The organism is Pseudomonas sp. LBUM1648, assembly GCF_059716145.1.
The window spans coordinates 1,250,539-1,271,507 of sequence record NZ_CP166808.1 but is presented as its reverse complement, the minus strand read 5'-3'; the positions used below and the strand labels follow the sequence as shown (position 1 = coordinate 1,271,507).

Annotated in this window: 17 protein-coding genes; 12 read left to right on the top strand and 5 right to left on the bottom strand. The window is 59.1% G+C overall.

Features of this window, described 5'->3' with window-relative positions; translation table 11 throughout:
* Nucleotides 1-31 precede the first annotated feature (31 nt).
* Nucleotides 32-769, bottom strand: a complete 738-nt coding sequence (gene rpsB, locus ACA043_RS05590; RefSeq protein WP_187679157.1) for a 30S ribosomal protein S2 — start codon at nt 767-769, stop codon at nt 32-34.
* A gap of 373 nt (nt 770-1,142) precedes the next feature.
* Between rpsB and map the strand changes: the two genes are divergently transcribed.
* The 4 genes from map (at nt 1,143) to ACA043_RS05570 (ending at nt 6,889) form a co-directional block, all read left to right on the top strand.
* Nucleotides 1,143-1,925 (top strand): type I methionyl aminopeptidase, encoded by a 783-nt coding sequence (map, locus tag ACA043_RS05585; RefSeq protein WP_187679158.1) that lies wholly within the window; start codon nt 1,143-1,145, stop codon nt 1,923-1,925.
* Nucleotides 1,926-1,965: 40 nt separating this feature from the next.
* Complete coding sequence (locus ACA043_RS05580) at nt 1,966-4,668, top strand: [protein-PII] uridylyltransferase (RefSeq protein ID WP_489880863.1); 2,703 nt, start codon at nt 1,966-1,968, stop codon at nt 4,666-4,668.
* 44 nt (nt 4,669-4,712) lie between these two features.
* Nucleotides 4,713-5,909 carry a succinyldiaminopimelate transaminase gene (gene dapC, locus ACA043_RS05575; RefSeq protein ID WP_489880862.1) on the top strand — a complete coding sequence of 399 codons (1,197 nt, stop codon included), beginning with the start codon at nt 4,713-4,715 and terminating at the stop codon, nt 5,907-5,909.
* Between the two features lie 224 nt (nt 5,910-6,133).
* On the top strand, nt 6,134-6,889 hold the full coding sequence (locus tag ACA043_RS05570) for a M12 family metallopeptidase (protein WP_497658758.1): 756 nt from the start codon (nt 6,134-6,136) through the stop codon (nt 6,887-6,889).
* 28 nt (nt 6,890-6,917) lie between these two features.
* On the opposite strand, the gene ACA043_RS05565 is transcribed toward ACA043_RS05570, so the two are convergent.
* Nucleotides 6,918-8,549 (bottom strand): Na+/H+ antiporter, encoded by a 1,632-nt coding sequence (locus ACA043_RS05565; RefSeq protein WP_401270660.1) that lies wholly within the window; start codon nt 8,547-8,549, stop codon nt 6,918-6,920.
* Between the two features lie 185 nt (nt 8,550-8,734).
* On the opposite strand from ACA043_RS05565, the gene ACA043_RS05560 reads away from it, so the two are divergent.
* From ACA043_RS05560 to ACA043_RS05545, 4 genes are all read left to right on the top strand, one after another.
* Nucleotides 8,735-9,097, top strand: coding sequence for an ArsC family reductase (locus ACA043_RS05560; protein ID WP_401270657.1), 363 nt, complete (start codon nt 8,735-8,737; stop codon nt 9,095-9,097).
* 32 nt (nt 9,098-9,129) lie between these two features.
* Entirely contained in the window at nt 9,130-10,164 is a 1,035-nt protein-coding gene (gene dapD / locus ACA043_RS05555) for a 2,3,4,5-tetrahydropyridine-2,6-dicarboxylate N-succinyltransferase (RefSeq protein WP_497658757.1), read from the top strand.
* A gap of 85 nt (nt 10,165-10,249) precedes the next feature.
* Nucleotides 10,250-11,455, top strand: a complete 1,206-nt coding sequence (locus tag ACA043_RS05550) for an aminotransferase class V-fold PLP-dependent enzyme (RefSeq protein WP_401270655.1) — start codon at nt 10,250-10,252, stop codon at nt 11,453-11,455.
* On the top strand, nt 11,452-11,856 hold the full coding sequence (locus ACA043_RS05545; protein ID WP_187680856.1) for a SufE family protein: 405 nt from the start codon (nt 11,452-11,454) through the stop codon (nt 11,854-11,856). The genes ACA043_RS05550 and ACA043_RS05545 overlap by 4 nt, the downstream gene beginning before the upstream one ends.
* Nucleotides 11,857-11,971: 115 nt before the next feature.
* Here ACA043_RS05545 and tcdA read toward each other — a convergent pair whose 3' ends face one another.
* Nucleotides 11,972-12,790, bottom strand: coding sequence for a tRNA cyclic N6-threonylcarbamoyladenosine(37) synthase TcdA (gene tcdA, locus ACA043_RS05540; RefSeq protein ID WP_187680857.1), 819 nt, complete (start codon nt 12,788-12,790; stop codon nt 11,972-11,974).
* Nucleotides 12,791-13,004: 214 nt separating this feature from the next.
* On the opposite strand from tcdA, the gene ACA043_RS05535 reads away from it, so the two are divergent.
* The 4 genes from ACA043_RS05535 to ACA043_RS05520 all read left to right on the top strand — a co-directional run bounded on the left by ACA043_RS05535 (nt 13,005) and on the right by ACA043_RS05520 (nt 18,107).
* Complete coding sequence (locus ACA043_RS05535) at nt 13,005-15,596, top strand: glycosyltransferase (RefSeq protein WP_401270650.1); 2,592 nt, start codon at nt 13,005-13,007, stop codon at nt 15,594-15,596.
* A gap of 97 nt (nt 15,597-15,693) precedes the next feature.
* Nucleotides 15,694-16,845 (top strand): succinyl-diaminopimelate desuccinylase, encoded by a 1,152-nt coding sequence (dapE, locus tag ACA043_RS05530; protein ID WP_187680859.1) that lies wholly within the window; start codon nt 15,694-15,696, stop codon nt 16,843-16,845.
* On the top strand, nt 16,845-17,654 hold the full coding sequence (locus ACA043_RS05525; protein WP_100847319.1) for a putative RNA methyltransferase: 810 nt from the start codon (nt 16,845-16,847) through the stop codon (nt 17,652-17,654). Before dapE ends, ACA043_RS05525 begins: the two co-directional genes overlap by 1 nt.
* Nucleotides 17,655-17,729: 75 nt before the next feature.
* Entirely contained in the window at nt 17,730-18,107 is a 378-nt protein-coding gene (locus ACA043_RS05520; RefSeq protein ID WP_497616654.1) for a hypothetical protein, read from the top strand.
* Between the two features lie 271 nt (nt 18,108-18,378).
* Here ACA043_RS05520 and ACA043_RS05515 read toward each other — a convergent pair whose 3' ends face one another.
* Nucleotides 18,379-20,193 carry a hypothetical protein gene (locus ACA043_RS05515; RefSeq protein WP_497658756.1) on the bottom strand — a complete coding sequence of 605 codons (1,815 nt, stop codon included), beginning with the start codon at nt 20,191-20,193 and terminating at the stop codon, nt 18,379-18,381.
* A gap of 334 nt (nt 20,194-20,527) precedes the next feature.
* Nucleotides 20,528-20,737: a cold-shock protein gene (locus ACA043_RS05510; protein WP_095189383.1), complete on the bottom strand. Its 210-nt coding sequence runs from the start codon at nt 20,735-20,737 to the stop codon at nt 20,528-20,530.
* Nucleotides 20,738-20,969 lie beyond the last annotated feature (232 nt).

Sequence of the window (20,969 nt, the reverse complement as noted above, 5' to 3'; positions counted from 1 at the left end):
TTTGCTTACTGAGTCAACGCCAGGGCGTCAATTACTCAGCTGCAGCCTGAGTTTCTTCAGCTGCGAATTCTACAGTGCCGCCGGAAACATTGTTGCGACCACGGATAACTGCGTCAGCCATCGAACCCATGTACAGCTGGATAGCGCGGATTGCGTCATCGTTGCCTGGGATGATGTAGTCAACGCCTTCCGGGCTGCTGTTGGTATCGACAACGCCGATAACCGGGATGCCCAGCTTGTTGGCTTCGGTGATCGCGATGCGCTCGTGGTCAACGTCGATCACGAACAGTGCGTCTGGCAGACCGCCCATGTCCTTGATGCCGCCCAGCGAACGATCCAGCTTCTCAAGATCACGAGTGCGCATCAGCGCTTCTTTCTTGGTCAGCTTGGCGAAAGTACCGTCTTCGGCCTGAACTTCAAGGTCACGCAGACGCTTGATGGAAGCACGAATGGTTTTGAAGTTGGTCAGCATGCCGCCCAACCAGCGGTGATCGACGTACGGCGAACCGCAACGTGCTGCTTCTTCAGCAACGATCTTGCCAGCGGAACGCTTGGTGCCGACGAACAGAATCTTGTTTTTGCCCTGGGCCAGACGCTCTACGAAAGTCAGAGCTTCGTTGAACATTGGCAGGGTTTTTTCAAGGTTGATGATGTGAATCTTGTTACGCGCGCCGAAAATGTACTTACCCATTTTCGGGTTCCAGTAACGGGTTTGGTGACCGAAGTGCACACCGGCCTTCAGCATATCGCGCATATTGACTTGGGACATGATAGTTCCTTAATAAGTCGGGTTTGGCCTCCACGTATCCCAATGACCAACCAGTGGCTTAAAGCCAAAAGCACCCAGGTCATCGTGTCGACACGTGTGTGGATTTAAGCTTTTCGGGGTATCCCCGGAAAGCGGCGCATTTTATACCACAGGGTGCGCAGAAACGGAACCCGAAATCTGTAATCACACCAAGGACATGGGCGCAGCCCCCTTGGAATCGACCCGGCGCGCACCATTGTATAGAGAGAAGCGATGCAGGCAGGCGCGGATTTGCTCCTTTCGTCTGTTAGAATCGCGTTTTTCAGGGTCGCAAAACGAACACCTGCCGCCCTATCCGTATCAGCAAGCGCCGCCGAGCGCAGAGAGAGCCTGTATGACCGTCAACCTCAAAACCCCCGAGGACATCGCTGGCATGCGTGTCGCCGGCAAACTGGCCGCCGATGTGCTGGAAATGATTGCCGAACATGTAAAACCAGGTGTCACCACCGATCAACTGAACCAGATCTGCCACGACTATATCGTCAACGAGCAGCAGGCCATCCCTGCCCCGCTCAACTACAAGGGCTACCCGAAGTCGATCTGCACCTCGATCAACCACGTGGTCTGCCACGGCATCCCGAACGACAAACCGCTGAAAAACGGCGACACCCTGAACATTGACGTCACGGTGATCAAGGACGGTTACCACGGCGATACCAGCCGCATGTTCCATGTCGGCGAAGTGCCGGTCTGGGCCGAGCGCCTGTCGCAGATCACTCAGGAATGCATGTACAAGGCGATCGAGATCGTCAAACCTGGCTGCCGTCTGGGCGACATCGGTGAAGTCATCCAGAAGCACGCAGAAAAGAACGGCTTCTCGGTGGTTCGCGAGTTCTGCGGCCACGGCATCGGCAAGGTGTTCCACGAAGAGCCGCAGATCCTGCACTACGGCCGCGCTGGCACCGGCATGGAACTGAAGGCCGGCATGACCTTCACCATCGAGCCGATGATCAACCAGGGCAAGGCCGACACCAAAGTATTGGGCGACGGCTGGACCGCGATCACCAAGGACCGCAAGCTCTCGGCCCAGTGGGAACACACTTTGCTGGTCACCGACACCGGCTACGAGATCTTCACCTTGCGCGCCGACGACACCATTCCCCGCGTCTCGGCCTGATCCCAAAAACGCTCCCAGCCTATAGAAGGAAAGCCAATCGATGCCGCAGGTGGATCCCGAACTCTTCGACCGCGGCCAGTTCCAGGCTGAACTGGCCCTGAAAGCGAGCCCCATCGCGGCGTTCAAGAAGGCGATCCGCCAGGCCCGCGAAGTGCTCGATGCGCGCTTTCGCAGCGGCCGCGATATACGCCGGCTGATCGAAGACCGCGCCTGGTTCGTCGACAACATCCTGCAAAAGGCCTGGGAGCAGTTCAACTGGAGCGAAGACGCCGACATCGCGCTGGTCGCGGTCGGCGGTTATGGCCGTGGTGAATTGCACCCCTACTCCGACATCGATTTGCTGATCCTGCTGGACAGTGCCGATCACGAAGTTTTCCGCGATTCCATCGAGCGTTTTCTCACCTTGCTGTGGGATATCGGCCTGGAAGTCGGTCAGAGCGTTCGTTCGGTGGATGAGTGTGCCCAAGAGGCGCGCGCCGATCTGACCGTCGTCACCAACCTCATGGAAAGCCGCACCATCTGTGGCCCCGAGCGTTTGCGCCAACGCATGCTCGACGTTACCAGCACCGCCCACATGTGGCCGGCCAAGGAGTTCTTCCTGGCCAAACGCGCCGAGCAGAAGGCTCGCCACCACAAGTACAACGACACCGAATACAACCTGGAGCCCAACGTCAAAGGCTCGCCCGGCGGGCTACGGGATATTCAGACGATTCTGTGGGTTGCCCGTCGTCAATACGGCACCCTGAACCTGCGCGCCCTTGCCGGCGAAGGCTTTTTGGTCGAGAGCGAAAACGCCCTGCTCGCTTCCTCCCAGGAATTCCTCTGGAAAGTGCGCTACGCCCTGCACATGCTCGCCGGCCGCTCCGAAGACCGCTTGTTGTTCGATCATCAACGCACCATTGCCGGGCTACTCGGTTTTGAAGGCGACGACGCCAAGCAGGCTGTCGAAAACTTCATGCAGCAGTACTTTCGCGTGGTGATGAGCATCGCCCAGCTCAGCGACCTGATCATCCAGCATTTCGAGGAAGTCATCCTCGCCCCGGAAGACGAAGCGCCGCCCCATCCGATCAACTCGCGCTTCCAGTTGCACGACGGCTATATCGAAGCACGCAACGACAACGTGTTCCGCCGCACGCCGTTTGCCATGCTCGAGATTTTCGTGCTGATGGCTCAGCAACCGGAAATCAAAGGCGTACGCGCCGATACCATTCGTCTGCTGCGCGAGCACCGGCACCTGATCGACGACAACTTCCGCAACGACATCCGCAACACGAGCCTGTTTATCGAGCTGTTCAAGTGCAAGATCGGCATCCACCGCAACCTGCGCCGGATGAACCGTTACGGCATTCTCGGGCGCTATCTGCCGGAGTTCGGCTTTATCGTCGGGCAGATGCAACATGACCTGTTTCACATCTATACGGTCGACGCGCACACCCTGAACCTGATCAAACACCTGCGCAAGTTGCAGTACACCCAGGTGTCGGAAAAATTCCCGCTGGCCAGCAAGCTTATGGGCAAGTTGCCCAAACCCGAGCTGATCTACCTCGCCGGCCTGTACCACGACATTGGCAAGGGCCGGCATGGCGATCACTCGGAGATCGGTGCGGTCGATGCCGAGGCGTTCTGCCAGCGCCATCAGTTGCCGGTGTGGGACAGCCGCCTGATCGTCTGGCTGGTGCAAAACCATCTGGTGATGTCGACCACCGCCCAGCGCAAGGACTTGTCCGACCCGCAGGTAATCCACGATTTTGCCCAGGCGGTCGGCGATGAAACCCGCCTCGACTACCTGTACGTGCTGACTGTGGCCGACATCAACGCGACGAACCCGACGCTGTGGAATTCCTGGCGCGCCAGCCTCTTGCGCCAGCTCTACACCGAGACCAAGCGCGCCTTGCGCCGCGGCCTGGAAAACCCGGTGGATCGCGAAGAGCAGATCCGCCAGACCCAAAGTGCAGCGCTGGACATTCTTGTGCGCGGCGGCACCGATCCAGACGACGTCGAGCAGTTGTGGGGGCAGTTGGGCGATGACTACTTCCTGCGTCACACAGCCGGCGATGTAGCCTGGCACAGCGACGCCATACTCCAGCAGCCAGCCGATGGCGGGCCGTTGGTGTTGATCAAGGAAACCACCCAGCGTGAATTCGAGGGCGGTACGCAGATCTTCATTTATGCACCGGATCAGCACGACTTCTTCGCTGTGACTGTGGCGGCAATGGATCAGCTCAACTTGAACATTCACGATGCTCGGGTCATCACGTCCAGCAGCCAGTTCACCCTCGATACCTACATCGTGCTCGACAACGACGGTGAATCCATCGGCGACAACCCGGCACGGATCAAGCAGATCCGCGAGGGCCTGACCGAAGCCCTGCGCAACCCCGACGACTACCCGACGATCATTCAGCGCCGGGTGCCGCGCCAGCTCAAGCATTTTGCCTTTGCGCCACAAGTGACGATTCACAACGACGCCCAGCGTCCGGTGACGGTTCTGGAACTGACCGCACCCGACCGTCCAGGCCTGTTGGCGCGGATCGGCGGAATTTTCCTGGAGTTCGACCTGTCGCTGCAGAACGCCAAGATTGCGACCCTGGGCGAACGGGTGGAGGACGTGTTCTTCATCACCGACGCGCACAACCAGCCGCTGTCCGATCCCCTGCTGTGCAGCCGTTTGCAGGATGCGATCGTCGAGCAACTGAGCGTCAATCAGGAACCCGATATCAAGCTTTCGCGCATCAGTATCTGACTGCGCGCCCGGATTAACCTGCTTTGCAATGAGACCCCGTACAAATGAACAACGCTCTGAACCAGCTCCAGCCCTACCCGTTCGAGAAACTCCGCGCCCTGCTCGGTACCGTCACGCCGAACCCGGACAAGCGCCCGATCGCCCTGTCGATCGGTGAGCCGAAACACCGCTCCCCAAGCTTTGTCGCCGAGGCGCTGGCAAACAGTCTGGATCAGATGGCGGTATACCCGACCACCCTTGGCATTCCCGCCCTGCGCGAAGCCATCGCTGGCTGGTGCGAGCGCCGCTTTGGCGTACCGAGCGGCTGGATCGACCCGGCCCGTAACGTGCTGCCGGTCAACGGCACACGCGAAGCGTTATTCGCGTTCACCCAGACCGTGGTCAACCGTGGGGACGATGCGCTGGTGGTCAGCCCGAACCCGTTCTATCAGATCTACGAAGGCGCCGCGTTCCTCGCGGGGGCCAAGCCGCATTACCTGCCGTGCCTGGATGAAAACGGCTTCAACCCTGACTTCGATGCAGTTTCGCCAGATATCTGGAAGCGCTGCCAGATCCTGTTTCTGTGCTCGCCGGGTAACCCGACCGGCGCGCTGATCCCGGTCGACACCCTGAAAAAGCTCATCGCCCTGGCAGACGAATACGACTTCGTCATTGCCGCCGACGAGTGCTACAGCGAGTTGTACTTCGACGAACAGACCCCGCCGCCGGGTCTGCTCACGGCCTGCGTTGAACTGGGCCGCAAAGACTTCAAACGCTGCGTGGTTTTCCACAGTCTGTCCAAGCGCTCCAACCTGCCGGGATTGCGTTCGGGTTTCGTTGCCGGTGATGCAGACATTCTCAAGGGCTTCCTGCTGTATCGCACCTACCACGGCTGCGCGATGCCGGTACAAACCCAGTTGGCCAGCGTCGCCGCGTGGAACGACGAAGTACACGTGCGTGCCAACCGCGCGCTGTATCGCGAGAAGTTCGATGCAGTGCTGGAAATCCTCAGCCCGGTGATGGACGTGCAGCGCCCCGACGGCAGCTTCTACTTGTGGCCGAATGTTGAAGGCGACGACGCAGCTTTCTGCCGCGACCTGTTCGCCGAAGAACACGTCACCGTGGTGCCGGGCTCGTACTTGTCCCGCGACGTTGATGGCGTCAATCCGGGTGCCGGGCGCGTGCGCATGGCGTTGGTCGCCCCCTTGGCCGAATGCGTAGAAGCCGCAGAACGAATTCGCGCATTCGTTACCCGGAAGTAATACTCACACATACCGTGCCAGGCAATCTGGCACGGTAATCAGACAATAAAGAAACGCCAACTTACAACACCACACTTTACCTTCCGCCGCCAAGAAAATAACTTGATCAGCGCAAAAACAACAACTAAACAAAAACCAGTTGCCTGACCAGCAAACTTAAAACCCAAACAACTAAAATCCATGCCCGGACACGGGACAACTACATACATCAAAAGGAATTGAACATGCTCAACTCGAAACCCTGCCTGAAACTTGAAATAACTGATCCAGTTGCCAGTTTCCGAGCAGCCATCAATGAAAACCCCAAGAATACTTCACACGCCTCCAACTCCGGCCTGTCTCCGCGCGCAACTGCAATCCTGGCAAAGTGCTGGAAGCCTGATCGCCACCTGACCATTTCATTCATGGACCAGCCTCCCGCCGCGCTGAAAGAGGCGATAAAAAGACATATTTGGGAGTGGGCTGACTATGTCAGCCTTACCTTTAGTTTCATCGACAGTAAAGATGGAATAATCAGGATAAAAACCGATACTGCTGATAATGCCTCTCAAATCGGTACCGACGCACTTACCATAGACGCAAACAAACCGACCATGTTCATCGCCGCGCGGCCCGGAGACTTGGATTTTCGCACAGTTGTATTGCACGAGTTCGGCCATGCCCTGGGCTTACATCATGAACACTTACACCCCGACGCAAACATCCCCTGGGACAAACCCAAAGTCTATAAAGAATACGCAGAGAAATGGGGCATGAATAAAAAAAGCGTGGACCTGAACATCTTCACGCCGATTACAGAGCAAGTCGCCATCACCGACTACGATACAACTTCCATCATGCATTATCCGGTCGAAAAGGAACTCACCGATGGAAAATTCGAAGTGGCGATGAATACAGAAATCAGCAGCAAAGACAAAAAAATCGTCGCGTATTACTACCCAATCAATATCCCCGACGGCGGCTCCTGCGAGACCCCATGAAACGACCGTCAGGAACAGTCGTTCACGACTACTTGACCTGCCCCAGATTGGCTTCGCTCAGGTCCAACTCGCCAAGCACCTCTCTGAGTACGTCATCGCCGATCTGGTGATGGCGGCTGAGGCTGTAGAGTTCCAGACGCTGTGCACGTAGTGCCTTCAGGCGCAAACGGCGTTCCAGCAGATCCATCTGGAACGCCAGCGCCTGGGCTTCGGCGGAGTCGTTGAACACGTCGAGTTGATGGCGATACTCGGACATGATCCGTGCTTTCAGTTCCGCTGCCAGTGCCGCTTGTGCGGCGTCTTGCGGTGCGAGTTCTTCGGTCTCCAACGAATGAATCGCCGCCTCGGCAGTTTTGCGCCAGGCATCGCGCACTTCCTGACGGCGCTTTTCGTCGGGGCTCTTCTGAATGCCTCGCAGGAGCAATGGCAACGCGATACACGCCGAAATCAGCGACAGCAGAATCACCCCGGCGGCGATAAAAATCAGCAGATCCCGTTCGGGAAACGCTTCGCTTCCCATCAGCATCGGCACTGACATCACACCCGCCAGCGTCACCGCACCGCGCACACCGCCCACCGTCAGCAGCCAGCAGGATCGCGCGGTGGGCACCTGGGTCAGATCACCCTTGCCGCGCAAACGTCGCAGGAGCACTGACAAACGCCAGATACTTTGTACCCAGACAAATCGCAGCACCACCAGCGCTAGAAAAATTGCCACCACGTCGAGGCAGCGATACAGCAGCGTCGGCCAGAGTGTCGGCTCATGACTGACAACGGCCTTGATGATGTCCGGCAATTGCAGACCCAGCAGCAGGAAGATCAGACCATTGAAGGCGAACTCCAGCAATGCCCAGACACTGCGATTGAGCAGGCGAGTGCTGGTCTGACGCGGCAGCAGATCGAGCCAGCTCTGCATCATCCCCGCCGCCACGGCAGAGAGAATGCCCGAAGCCCCCAATCGTTCGGCCAGCACATAAGCGGCGAACGGTAGCAGCAACATAAACACCACATGGGTAGCCGGATCGTCCCAGCCGCGGGCAATCATCCAGGCGCGCAAGCGCCCCACCAGCCAGCTCAACGCCACCCCGACGGCCAACCCTCCAACCGCCACCAGCACAAACGTCAGGCTCGCATTAGCCAGCGAGAACACCCCGGTCACCGCTGCGACCAAGGCGAACTTGAACGTAACCAGACCCGAAGCGTCGTTCATCAGCGCTTCACCTTGCAGCATGTGCATCAGCGGGGTGGGCAAGCGGTTTTGCGAAATGGCCGAGACCGCTACGGCGTCCGTTGGCGACAACACCGCCGCCAATGCGAAAGCCACGGGCAGCGGAATCGTTGGCAGTAACCAGTGAATGAAATATCCGGCGCCCACCACGGTAAACAGCACCAGCCCGACTGCCAGTGTCAGAATCGGCCCACGCAGGTGCCAGAGCTCACGCTTGGGCATGCGCCATCCGTCGGAGAACAACAGCGGTGGCAGGAACAGAAACAGGAAAAGCTCCGGGTCCAGCGCCACGTGCAGACCAAGTGTTGGCCAGGCCAACAGGGCGCCGGCGGCGATTTGTACCAGAGGAAGCGGCAGCGGAATTACCCGTCCGACCAGACGCGAGACGCTGACCAGCATCAGCAGGATCAGGACGGTGTAAGCAGTTTGCATAAAGCGAAAATCTCAGACGATCGACAGCGTTGAACTGCCATATTAGCCGCTTAGGCTGTGCCTGGCCTTTGCACCTATGTCGCAGCCCTCTGAAACTCGGCTCCCACAGGTTTTGCGTATTAGCTGAAGGGTCATGGCATAATCCGACACCATTTTTTTCCAGCACCTGTAAAGGGGGCGATTCCTTGACCGATTCAAGTAAAACGTTGCACCTTTTCGGCATCAAAGCCTGCGACACCATGAAGAAGGCGCGCACCTGGCTCGATGAACACGCTGTCAGCTACGACTTCCATGATTACAAGACTGCCGGCATCGACCGTGAGCACCTGACTCAATGGTGTGACGAGCACGGCTGGCAAACGGTGTTGAACCGTGCAGGCACGACCTTTCGCAAACTCGACGACGAACGTAAAGCCGATCTCGACCAGTCGAAAGCCATCGAACTGATGCTCGCTCAACCCTCGATGATCAAGCGCCCGGTGCTCGATCTCGGTGACCGAACCCTGATTGGCTTTAAGCCAGACATCTACGCGGCCGCGATCAAATAAGCAGCCCGTCACTTTTTTGTAGAGGTATTCACATGTCCAATTCCCTGTTCAGCATCGCTTTCGGTGTCGGCACCCAGAACCGCCAAGGCGCGTGGCTGGAAGTGTTCTACGCACAGCCACTGCTCAATCCTTCGGCCGAACTGGTCGCTGCCGTTGCACCGATCCTCGGTTACACCGAAGGCAACCAGGCCATCACTTTCACCACCGCACAGGCTGCGCAACTGGCTGAAGCCGTCAAAGGCATCGACGCCGTTCAAGGCAAGCTGCTGACCCGTCTGGCCGAGAGCCACAAGCCGCTGGTTGCCACGCTGCTGGCTGAAGATGCGCAACTGACCTCGACACCTGAGGCCTACCTCAAGCTGCACCTGCTGTCCCATCGTTTGGTCAAGCCGCACGGCCTGAGCCTTGCCGGTATCTTCCCGCTGCTGCCGAACGTAGCGTGGACCAGCCAGGGCGCAATCGACCTGAGCGAACTGGCCGAACTGCAACTGGAAGCCCGTCTGCGTGGCGAGCTGCTGGAAGTGTTCTCGGTGGACAAGTTCCCGAAAATGACCGACTACGTGGTACCGGCCGGCGTGCGTATCGCTGATGCTGCGCGTCTGCGTCTGGGCGCCTACGTGGGCGAAGGCACCACCGTGATGCACGAAGGTTTCATCAACTTCAACGCCGGCACCGAAGGCCCGGGCATGATCGAAGGCCGCGTCTCCGCAGGCGTCTTCGTCGGCAAGGGTTCGGATCTGGGCGGCGGTTGCTCGACCATGGGCACCCTGTCGGGCGGCGGCAACATCGTGATCAAGGTTGGCGAAGGCTGCCTGATCGGCGCCAACGCCGGTATCGGCATCCCGTTGGGCGACCGCAACACTGTCGAGTCGGGCCTGTACGTGACCGCCGGCACCAAAGTAGCGCTGCTGGACGAGAACAATAATCTGGTCAAAGTCGTGAAGGCGAGTGAACTGGCCGGTCAGACCGACCTGCTGTTCCGTCGCAATTCGGAAACCGGTGCCGTGGAGTGCAAAACCCACAAATCGGCGATCGAACTCAACGAAGCGCTGCACGCTCACAACTAAGTGCTGTAAGCACCTGGGGGAGCGAGCCTGCTCGCTCCCACAAGGTTTGGCGTAATTCCGCCCCTCTTCACCAGGGCTATGAACCGTGATGATTCCCTCCCCCTGGCGTGCCGATTTCCCGGCCATCGCCGCCCTGCAACGGCAAGACCAGACCTATCTGGACAACGCCGCCACCACGCAAAAACCTCAGGCCTTGCTCGACGCGCTGGCGCATTACTACGCCAACGGCGCGGCCAATGTGCATCGCGCGCAGCATCTTCCCGGTGCCCACGCGACACAGGCGTTCGAAGACAGTCGGCTCAAGGTGGCCCAGTGGCTGAATGCCGGTGACAGCGGGCAAATCATCTTTACCCACGGCGCCACCAGTGCGCTGAATCTCCTGGCGTATGGCCTGGAGCACCTCTTCCATCCGGGCGATGAAATTGTCATCAGCGCCCTGGAGCATCACGCCAACCTGCTGCCGTGGCAGCAACTGGCACAACGTCGCGATCTGAAACTGGTGATCCTGCCGCTGGATGACGATGGCGTAATCGACCTCGCTGCCGCCGTGCACCTGATCGGCCCGCGCACCCGCTTGCTGGCGGTCAGTCAGTTGTCCAACGTGCTGGGTGCGTGGCAACCGTTGCCGGCGCTGCTGGGCATGGCCAAGGCGCAGAACGCGCTGACCGTGGTCGACGGCGCCCAAGGTGTGGTGCACGGTCGACATGACGTGCAGGCGCTTGGTTGTGACTTTTATGTGTTTTCCAGCCACAAGCTGTACGGCCCCGATGGCCTCGGTGTTCTGTTCGGGCGCAATAAAGCGCTGGAACAGCTGAAACCGTGGCAGTTCGGCGGTGAAATGGTGCTGGAAGCCAACTATCACGATTCGCGCTTCCGCCCTGCCCCGCTGGGTTTTGAAGCCGGCACGCCGCCGATTGCCAGCGTGATCGGCCTCGGTGCGACCCTCGATTATCTTGCCGGGCTGGATCAGGAAGCCGTGTCCGCTCATGAAGCGGCGCTGCACGACTATCTGCTGCGCGGCCTCGCTGCCCGCAATGGCATTCGTCTACTGGGCAAGCCGCAACTGGCCCTGGCCAGTTTTGTCGTCGAGGGCGTGCACAACGCCGATCTGGCGCATCTGCTGACCGAGCAAGGCATCGCCGTGCGCGCCGGGCACCACTGCGCCATGCCGTTGCTGAAAAGCTTCGAGCTGGCCGGGGCGATTCGGGTGTCGCTGGCGCTGTACAACGATTCCGAGGATCTGGAGCGTTTTTTCGAAGCGCTGGATCAGGCGCTGGAGTTGTTGCGATGAGCCTGCCGACTGACGCCGCCGAGGCGCTGCAAACCTTTCAGAATGCTGCCGGCTGGGAACAGCGGGCGCGATTGCTGATGCAGTTCGGTGATCGTCTGCCGCCGCTGAGCGACGCGGATAAATGCGATGCCAACCGGGTGCATGGCTGTGAAAGCCAAGTGTGGTTGCTGGGCGAGTTGCAGGACGGCCACTGGCAATTCAGCGCCAGCAGTGATGCGCGGATGATTCGCGGGTTGGTGGCATTGCTGTTGTTGCGGGTCAACGGGTTGTCGGCGACTGAATTGCAGCAGGTGGATTTGCCGGACTGGTTCAGCCAGCTGGGGCTTTCGCGGCAGTTGTCGCCGTCGCGCAGCAATGGCCTCAATGCGGTGCTCCAGCGGATGAATGAGTTGGCGAGTTAATCGCCATCGCTGGCAAGCCAGCTCGCACAAGGTTCTATGGTGTTCACAAATGCAGTGAACCTACCAAATACCTGTGGGCGCTGGCTTGCCAGCGATGAGGCCATCAGCCCCGGCATCAAACCTGAGGTTTGACTCGATCCGCCGGCCGCCGAACCCCAGCCACAATCTTATCCACAGCCTTGGTCGCCGCGACCATGCCGAACGTCGCCGTCACCATCATCACCGCACCAAACCCGCCCGCGCAGTCCAGTTTCACGCCATCACCGACAAAACTCTTCTGCAAACAGATGCTGCCATCCGGTTTCGGGTAGCGAAGTTGTTCCGTGGAAAACACACACGGCACGCTGTAGTGACGGGTCACGGTGCGCGAGAAACCGTAGTCACGACGCAGCGTGGATCGCACTTTCGAAGCCAACGGGTCGTTGAACGTGCGGTTCAGATCGCAGACCTGAATCAGCGTCGGATCAATCTGCCCGCCCGCACCGCCAGTCGTGATGATCTGGATCTTGCGGCGTTTGCACCACGCGATCAGCGCAGCCTTGGCGTTGACGGCGTCGATGCAGTCAATCACGCAGTCGATGTTCGGCGTGATGTATTCGGCCATGGTGTCGCGAGTGACGAAATCCGCCACCGCATGGACGGTGCAGTCCGGGTTGATCCCGCGCAGTCGCTCGGCCATCACCTCGACCTTCGGTTTGCCGACGGTGCTGTCCAGCGCGTGCAACTGGCGGTTGGCGTTGCTCACGCAAACGTCATCCAGATCGAACAGGGATATTTCGCCGACGCCGCAACGGGCGATGGCTTCCGCCGCCCAGGAGCCGACGCCACCGACGCCGACGATCGCCACATGGGCCGCGCGCAAGCGCTCCATGCCTTCGATGCCATACAAACGGGCGATGCCTGCAAACCGCGGATCTTCTGTACTCATGACCATTACCCCAAAAACCGGCGCGCATTATAGGGCTACGCAGCGACAAGTTTTAACCTTCGATCTACAAGTGTAAGAACTTAAGTCAAAGCGGATTGCCCAATGTCAGGCAATTCCCTGTCTGTTGTACGACTTGCGAACTACCGGTGTAGGATGCGCGCCCCATTGGCGTATAGCCTACCGATCCTCCGTTCCACAGCCTTTGGAACCCGAAACAGCTATGTCATCGCGTAAATTTGGTCTCAACCTGGTGGTGGTTCTGGCAATCGCCGCCCTGTTCACCGGCTTCTGGGCGCTGATCAATCGCCCGGTCTCCGCGCCCAACTGGCCGGAGCAGATCTCCGGTTTCTCCTACTCGCCGTTCCAGCAGGGCCAATTCCCGCAGAAGGATCAGTACCCTTCCGACGAAGAAATGCGCCGTGACCTGGAGATCATGAGCAAGCTGACGGACAACATCCGCATCTACTCGGTCGATGGCTCGCTGCAAGACATCCCGAAACTGGCGGAAGAATTTGGTTTGCGCGTGACCTTGGGGATCTGGATCAGCCCCGATCAGGAGCGCAACGAGCGGGAAATCACTCGCGCCATCGAACTGGCGAACACCTCGCGCAGCGTGGTTCGCGTGGTAGTCGGCAACGAAGCGATCTTCCGTAAGGAAATCACTGCCGAGCAACTGAGCGTGCTGCTTGATCGCGTACGCGCAGCCGTCAAAGTACCGGTGACCACCTCCGAGCAATGGCACGTCTGGGAAGAACACCCGGAGCTGGCCAAGCACGTCGATCTGATCGCCGCTCACGTTCTGCCGTACTGGGAATTCGTCCCGGTCGACAAGGCCGGCCAGTTCGTTTTCGACCGCGCCCGCGACCTGAAAAAGATGTTCCCGAAAAAACCGCTGCTGCTGTCCGAGGTGGGCTGGCCGAGCAACGGCCGAATGCGCGGCGGCGCCGATGCGTCGCCGGCGGATCAGGCGATCTACCTGCGAACTTTGGTCAACAAGCTCAACCGCCAGGGCTTCAACTACTTCGTGATCGAAGCGTTCGACCAGCCGTGGAAAGCCAGTGACGAAGGTTCGGTTGGCGCGTATTGGGGCGTGTTCAACGCCGCGCGTCAGCAGAAATTCAACTTCGAAGGCCCGGTGGTGGCGATCCCGCAATGGCGTGTGCTGGCGGTTGGCTCGGTGGTACTGGCGCTGTTGTCGCTGACCTTGCTGATGATCGACGGTTCGGCCCTGCGCCAGCGTGGCCGGATCTTCCTGACCTTTATCGCCTTCCTTTGCGGGTCGGTGCTGGTATGGATCGGTTACGACTACAGCCTGCAATACAGCACGTGGTTTAGCCTGACAGTGGGCTTCCTCCTGGCGCTGGGTGCGCTCGGGGTATTTATCGTGTTGCTCACCGAGGCCCATGAACTGGCCGAAGCGGTGTGGATTCACAAACGCCGACGGGAATTCCTGCCCGTGGAGGGCGACTCCAGCTACCGGCCAAAAGTGTCGATCCACGTGCCTTGCTACAACGAGCCGCCGGAAATGGTCAAACAGACCCTCGACGCCCTGGCCGCCCTCGATTACCCGGACTACGAAGTCCTGATCATCGACAACAACACCAAGGACCCGGCGGTGTGGGAACCGGTGCGAGACTACTGCGAAATCCTCGGCCCGCGCTTCAAGTTCTTCCACGTCGCGCCATTGGCAGGTTTCAAGGGCGGCGCGTTGAATTATCTGCTTCCGCACACTGCCAAGGATGCCGAAGTGATCGCGGTGATCGACTCCGATTACTGCGTGCATCCGAACTGGCTCAAGCACATGGTGCCGCACTTCGCCGACCCGAAAATTGCCGTGGTGCAGTCGCCGCAGGATTACCGCGACCAGAACGAAAGCACCTTCAAGAAGCTCTGTTACGCCGAGTACAAAGGCTTCTTCCATATCGGCATGGTCACCCGTAACGACCGCGACGCGATCATCCAGCACGGCACCATGACCATGACCCGTCGTTCGGTGCTCGAAGAACTGGGCTGGGCCGACTGGTGCATCTGTGAAGACGCCGAACTGGGTCTGCGCGTATTCGAAAAAGGCCTGTCGGCGGCGTATTACCACGACAGTTACGGCAAGGGTCTGATGCCGGATACGTTCATCGACTTCAAGAAGCAGCGTTTTCGCTGGGCTTACGGCGCAATCCAGATCATCAAGCGTCACACCGGCAGCCTGCTGCGCGGCAAGGACACCGAACTGACCCGTGGCCAGCGTTACCACTTCCTCGCGGGCTGGTTGCCGTGGGTGGCGGACGGCATGAACATCTTCTTCACCGTCGGCGCACTGTTGTGGTCGGCGGCGATGATCATCGTGCCGCAACGGGTCGATCCGCCACTGTTGATCTTCGCGATCCCGCCATTGGCGCTGTTCGTGTTCAAGGTCGGCAAGATCATCTTCCTGTATCGCCGCGCGGTGGGCGTGAACCTGAAAGATGCATTCTGCGCGGCACTGGCGGGTCTGGCGTTGTCGCACACCATCGCCAAAGCGGTGTTGTACGGCTTCTTCACCAGCAGCATTCCGTTCTTCCGCACGCCGAAAAACGCCGACAACCACGGTTTCTGGGTGGCGATTTCCGAAGCGCGGGAAGAGCTGTTCATCATGCTGCTGTTGTGGGGCGCGGCGCTGGGGATCTACCTGGTGCAGGGTATTCCAAGCAACGACATGCGCTTCTGGGTGGTCATGTTGCTGGTGCAATCGTTGCCGTACCTGGCGGCATTGATCATGGCGTTCCTGTCGTCGCTGCCAAAACCTTCGGCGGCACCTGAGCCAGCACCGGCCGTCTAAATCCTCATCGATGCACTAAACGGCGGCCAATGGTCGCCGTTTTGCTTTAAGATAACCGCCATTTTGCGCGCCTTGCCCCCAGATTCCGGAGTTCTCCATGACGGCCCACGCCGACCTTTCGCCGACCCTCCAACTCGCCATCGACCTGATCCGCCGTCCGTCCGTGACGCCGGTCGACGCCGATTGCCAGAAGCAGATGATGCAGCGCCTGGGTGATGCCGGTTTCACCCTGGAGCCGATGCGCATCGAGGATGTGGATAACTTCTGGGCCATCCATGGCAACAACGACGGCCCGGTGCTGTGCTTCGCCGGTCACACCGACGTAGTGCCGACCGGCCCGGTGACTGCATGGCAGATCGACCCGTTCAACGCCATCATTGATGAACACGGCATGCTCTGCGGCCGTGGCGCGGCAGACATGAAAGGCAGCCTGGCGTCGATGACTGTCGCCGCCGAGCGCTTCGTCGCCGACTACCCGAACCACAAAGGCAAAGTCGCGTTTCTGATCACCAGCGACGAAGAAGGCCCGGCGCACCACGGCACCAAGGCAGTGGTTGAACGTCTGGTCGCGCGTAACGAGCGTCTGGACTGGTGCATCGTCGGCGAACCGTCGAGCACCACGCTGGTGGGTGACGTGGTCAAAAACGGCCGTCGCGGCTCGCTTGGTGCCAAGCTAACCATCAAGGGTATTCAGGGCCACGTGGCCTACCCGCATCTGGCGAAGAACCCGATCCACCTGGCCGCTCCGGCGCTGGCCGAATTGGCCGCCGAGCACTGGGATCACGGCAACGACTTCTTCCCGCCGACCAGTTTCCAGATTTCCAATGTCAACTCCGGCACCGGCGCGACCAACGTGATTCCGGGCGACCTGGTGGCCGTGTTCAACTTCCGTTTCTCCACCGAATCCACCGTTGAAGGCCTGCAGAAACGCGTTGCCGACATCCTCGACAAACATGACCTGGACTGGCACATCGACTGGGCGCTGTCCGGCCTGCCATTCCTCACCGAGCCGGGCGCACTGCTTGACGCGGTGTCGGCGAGCATCAAGGACATCACCGGCCGCGAGACCAAGGCGTCTACCAGCGGTGGCACTTCCGATGGCCGCTTCATCGCGACCATGGGCACTCAGGTGGTTGAACTGGGCCCGGTCAACGCGACCATTCACCAGGTCAACGAGCGCGTACTGGCGGCCGATCTCGACGTACTGACCGAGATCTACTACCAGACTCTGATCAAGTTGCTTGCCTGATGCTTGCGTGCCCGATTTGCAGTGAGCCGCTGAATGCGGTGGACAACGGCGTGGTCTGCCCCGCCGGGCATCGTTTCGACCGTGCGCGTCAGGGTTACTTGAATCTGTTGCCGGTGCAGCACAAGAACAGCCGCGATCCTGGCGACAATCAGGCAATGGTCGAGGCCCGCCGCGACTTCCTGAACGCTGGGCATTACGCGCCGGTGGCCAAGCGTCTGGCGGAGCTGGCAGCGAGTTACGCGCCGGCGCGCTGGGTCGATATCGGCTGTGGCGAGGGTTACTACACCGCGCAGATCGCCGAGGCCCTGCCGGATGCCGATGGCTACGCGCTGGACATCTCCCGTGAAGCGGTCAAACGCGCCTGCAAACGCAATCCGCAACTGACCTGGTTGATCGCCAGCATGGCCCGCGTGCCGTTGGCGTCGGGCAGTTGCCAGTTCCTGGCCAGTGTTTTCAGTCCATTGGATTGGGAAGAAGCCAAGCGTCTGCTCAGCGTAGGCGGCGGGCTGATGAAAGTCGGCCCGACCAGTGGCCATCTGATGGAGTTGCGCGAACGTCTATACGACGAAGTCCGTGAGTACACCGACGACAAGCATCTGGCCCTGGTGCCGGAAGGCATGGCGCTGGCGCACAGTGAGACGCTTGAGTTCAAACTGACGCTGGACAAGCCCGAGGATCGCGCCAACCTGCTGGCGATGACGCCCCACGGCTGGCGTGCCAGCGCCGAGCGTCGCGCGGCGGTGATCGAACAGGCCGAGCCGTTCGAGACCACCGTGTCGATGCGCTACGATTATTTCGTTCTTCAATAACTTTTGGTCTCGGGCAAATGCCCGGGGCCGGCTAAATCCGCGAATGGATTTTTCAGACCCGCAGTGAGGACATCCATGCGCCAACCGGATATCGAGATTTACCTGAAAGACGCCGACGTCGACCACAAGGCCATTTCGGCCTGGCTGGGCGAAGCGCTGGGCCCGTGCAGCGACTGGGTGCAGAAAGGCCAAACCTACAAGTGCATGGCAGGCAAAGTCCCGGTGACCTGGCTGCCGAAAGCCGTGGGCAAGTGGAACAGCCTGTACCTGGAAAGCGATGCGACCCCATGGGATGACGACATCGCCTGCGCCCGCGCCGCGTTTGCTGCGCTGAACGTCGAAGTGCGTTGTGCGCCGGGGACGTGGGTCGAGGAAGAAGGCGAGGAAACGGCGGATCGCTGGATGCGCATCAGCGCCGATGGTGAAGAAGAGATCACCTGGAAGACCGCCTGATTTCAATCCCCTCGAACGGACAGAGCCCTGAAAACTCTGATTCACAGGGGTCTTGTTCCGCGACGGCAGGCCTGAAAAAAAGCCGCAGACTGTCATAACTGACAGATTGATTATTCGTACAGTAATGCTTTCAGGGCATTCTCACTCAAAAAAGACCGCAGCCTCGGGCAGTGCCTACAGGGTGATGTATACACCTGTAGGAGCTGCCGCAGGCTGAGATCTTTTGATCCTGAAGTTCATAGCTCTGAACCTCGAATCATTGCTCCTCTCCTCAGTTCCAACTACCCACGACCTGATCACCCTTGTTGAATTCGAACCGGGCTGACTCTGCAGTCGTTCTGGGCAATGTCACTTTGATGATCGGCACTGCCTTGCTGGAATACTTGTAAAAGTCCTGCTGGTTGAATCGGGCATCCGCCAAACCGTTACTCGTATAAAAGAACGCCTTGATCGGAATGGTCGTATGGATGTTCTGTGGCCATGTCGCCAGACGGATTTCATTCCACGAGTTGAAAGACTCGGCCCCCATTAAATTCATGGCCAGTATTCCCTGATAAAACGTATTGGCTGCAAGCGTTCCCTGACTGGATCGGACATTGAACCCACACTGACGCTGGTATTTCCATCCTGCGGGCCCCTGGTTGTAATGGTTGAGCCATCCTGCAGCAGTGGTAATTCCCTGCTGTTCGCATGAGCGACTGACCGTTGGATAGTTACGGGATACGCCACAGCCCTGATCAGCCCTTATGTCACTGCCTCCGTCTATGGGAAAAATGCATAGAACCTGAACTTCCACGCTCCCCGCCGGGCGTTGCTGAGATGGAAAAAAAATGAAACCACTGGTGTTTGGATAGCTGGCGGGAAATCCTTTGAAGCGCGCATCTTTACGCAAGTAAAAAAATGAAACGCCACCGTTCTGCTGCGAAAGCGGACTGGGGTTCCAGGCGCGATAGCCGGTGCCATTGATCGTCGCCCGCAATATGACACCTGAACACAACGCCGCAGGTAGAGAAGCACTGCCGCAATTTGGCCGCGTATCGGCGTACTGTGCATTAAGATCATTGGCAACGCGCTGCCCATCGCCTTCCGGCACCGTACCGATTACCCGCACGGGCAGCGATGACGATGTAATCAGACTGCCCGCTCCACCCACCTTGTAGGTGTAAGTGAGGTTGACCGTACGCCCCTTGTTTTCGCTGATCCAGGCTTTGGGCAACTTGAAGGTCAGCGTGCCCACGGTGGACACGGTCTGAATTGGCGCATCACGCAACGCCACACCGGTCAGGCGCACACCGACGGTGTCCTTCGCTGCCAGGCTCGGATAACTGACCTGTACGTTGGCTTCGGTACCGAGCGTATCGGCATTCAACTCGCCCGTCGGGGCTTCGACCACCTTGAACACACTCTGGCCCTGCGCGCTGACCACGCGGATGCTCAGTGGGGACGAGGTAATCAGATTTCCGACACCACCCACCTTGTAGGTGTAAGTGAGGTTGACCATACGCCCCTTGTTTTCGCTGATCCAGGCTTTGGGCAACTTGAAGGTCAGCGTGCCCACGGTGGACACGGTCTGAATTGGCGCATCACGCAACGCCACACCGGTCAGGCGCACACCGACGGTGTCCTTCGCTGCCAGGCTCGGATAACTGACCTGTACGTTGGCTTCGGTACCGAGCGTATCGGCATTCAACTCGCCCGTCGGGGCTTCGACCACCTTGAACACACTCGGGCCCTGCGCGCTGACCACGCGGATGCTCAGTGGGGACGAGGTAATCAGATTTCCGACACCGCCGACCTTGTAGGTGTAAGTCAGGTTGACCGTACGCCCCTTGTTTTCGCTGATCCAGGCTTTGGGCAACTTGAAGGTCAGCGTGCCTACGGTGGACACGGTCTGGATCGGCGCATCACGCAACGCCACACCGGTCAGGCGCACACCGACGGTGTCCCTAGGCGCCTGACTCGGATAATTCACCTGAACAGTGGCCTCTGTGCCGAGGGTATCGACATTCAACTCGCCTCCCGGCGCGTCGACCACTTTGAATATCGATGGCTGCGCCGCCGAAATACCTGGTTCTTGTTGTGGCAATGCCAGGCCTGTCATTGCGCGAGCGAGCGGTTCCGGAGAAGCATTTTCGGAGGTCGTCTGACCTGAGCACCCGAAAAGCCCCAAGACCAGCAAAATCGAAATACCCTTCCACATGACCGCTTTCCTCTCGCGTAGGTAGAGCCCTGAAAATACGGGCTCCAGGGCACGTTTTCGCGAAAGTAGCCGTGAGAACAAAAGCTGTCTACTGTCAGATCTGACAGGGTGTTTATTCATACAGCGCAGCGTTGGATGAAATTTCACACCCAAAAAAAGATCGCAGCCTGCGGCAGCTTTTGTAGTAGCTGCAGAAGGCTGCGATCTTTTGATCCTGGATTTACAGGCCTACAACATCCTCAGCCTGCAAACCCTTGTCACCTGTCACCACCGCATACTCGACCTGCTGGCCTTCGGTCAGCGACCGATGCCCTTCGCCGCGAATCGCGCGGTAGTGCACGAACACGTCCACCCCGTCTTCGCGCTGAATGAAGCCGTAGCCCTTGGCGTCGTTGAACCACTTCACGTTGCCGGTTTCACGTGTTGCCATCTGTTCATACTCCTTTTTTATTATTGAACAGGCTTTTCGCAGGAAAGCCTTTGAGGAACGTCAGCCTGCGTCCGACGTCCATAAACGGGCCCCGGCGACAGAGCGCCGAGTATATGACAGGCACGAAAACTCTCAACCGGAGTTTACTTCGCCGCTTTTTTGCCGATTTTCGATGAATCCGTCACACTAGCGCCCACCCGAGCAAACGCTCGGTTTTATCAACTCACGCAGA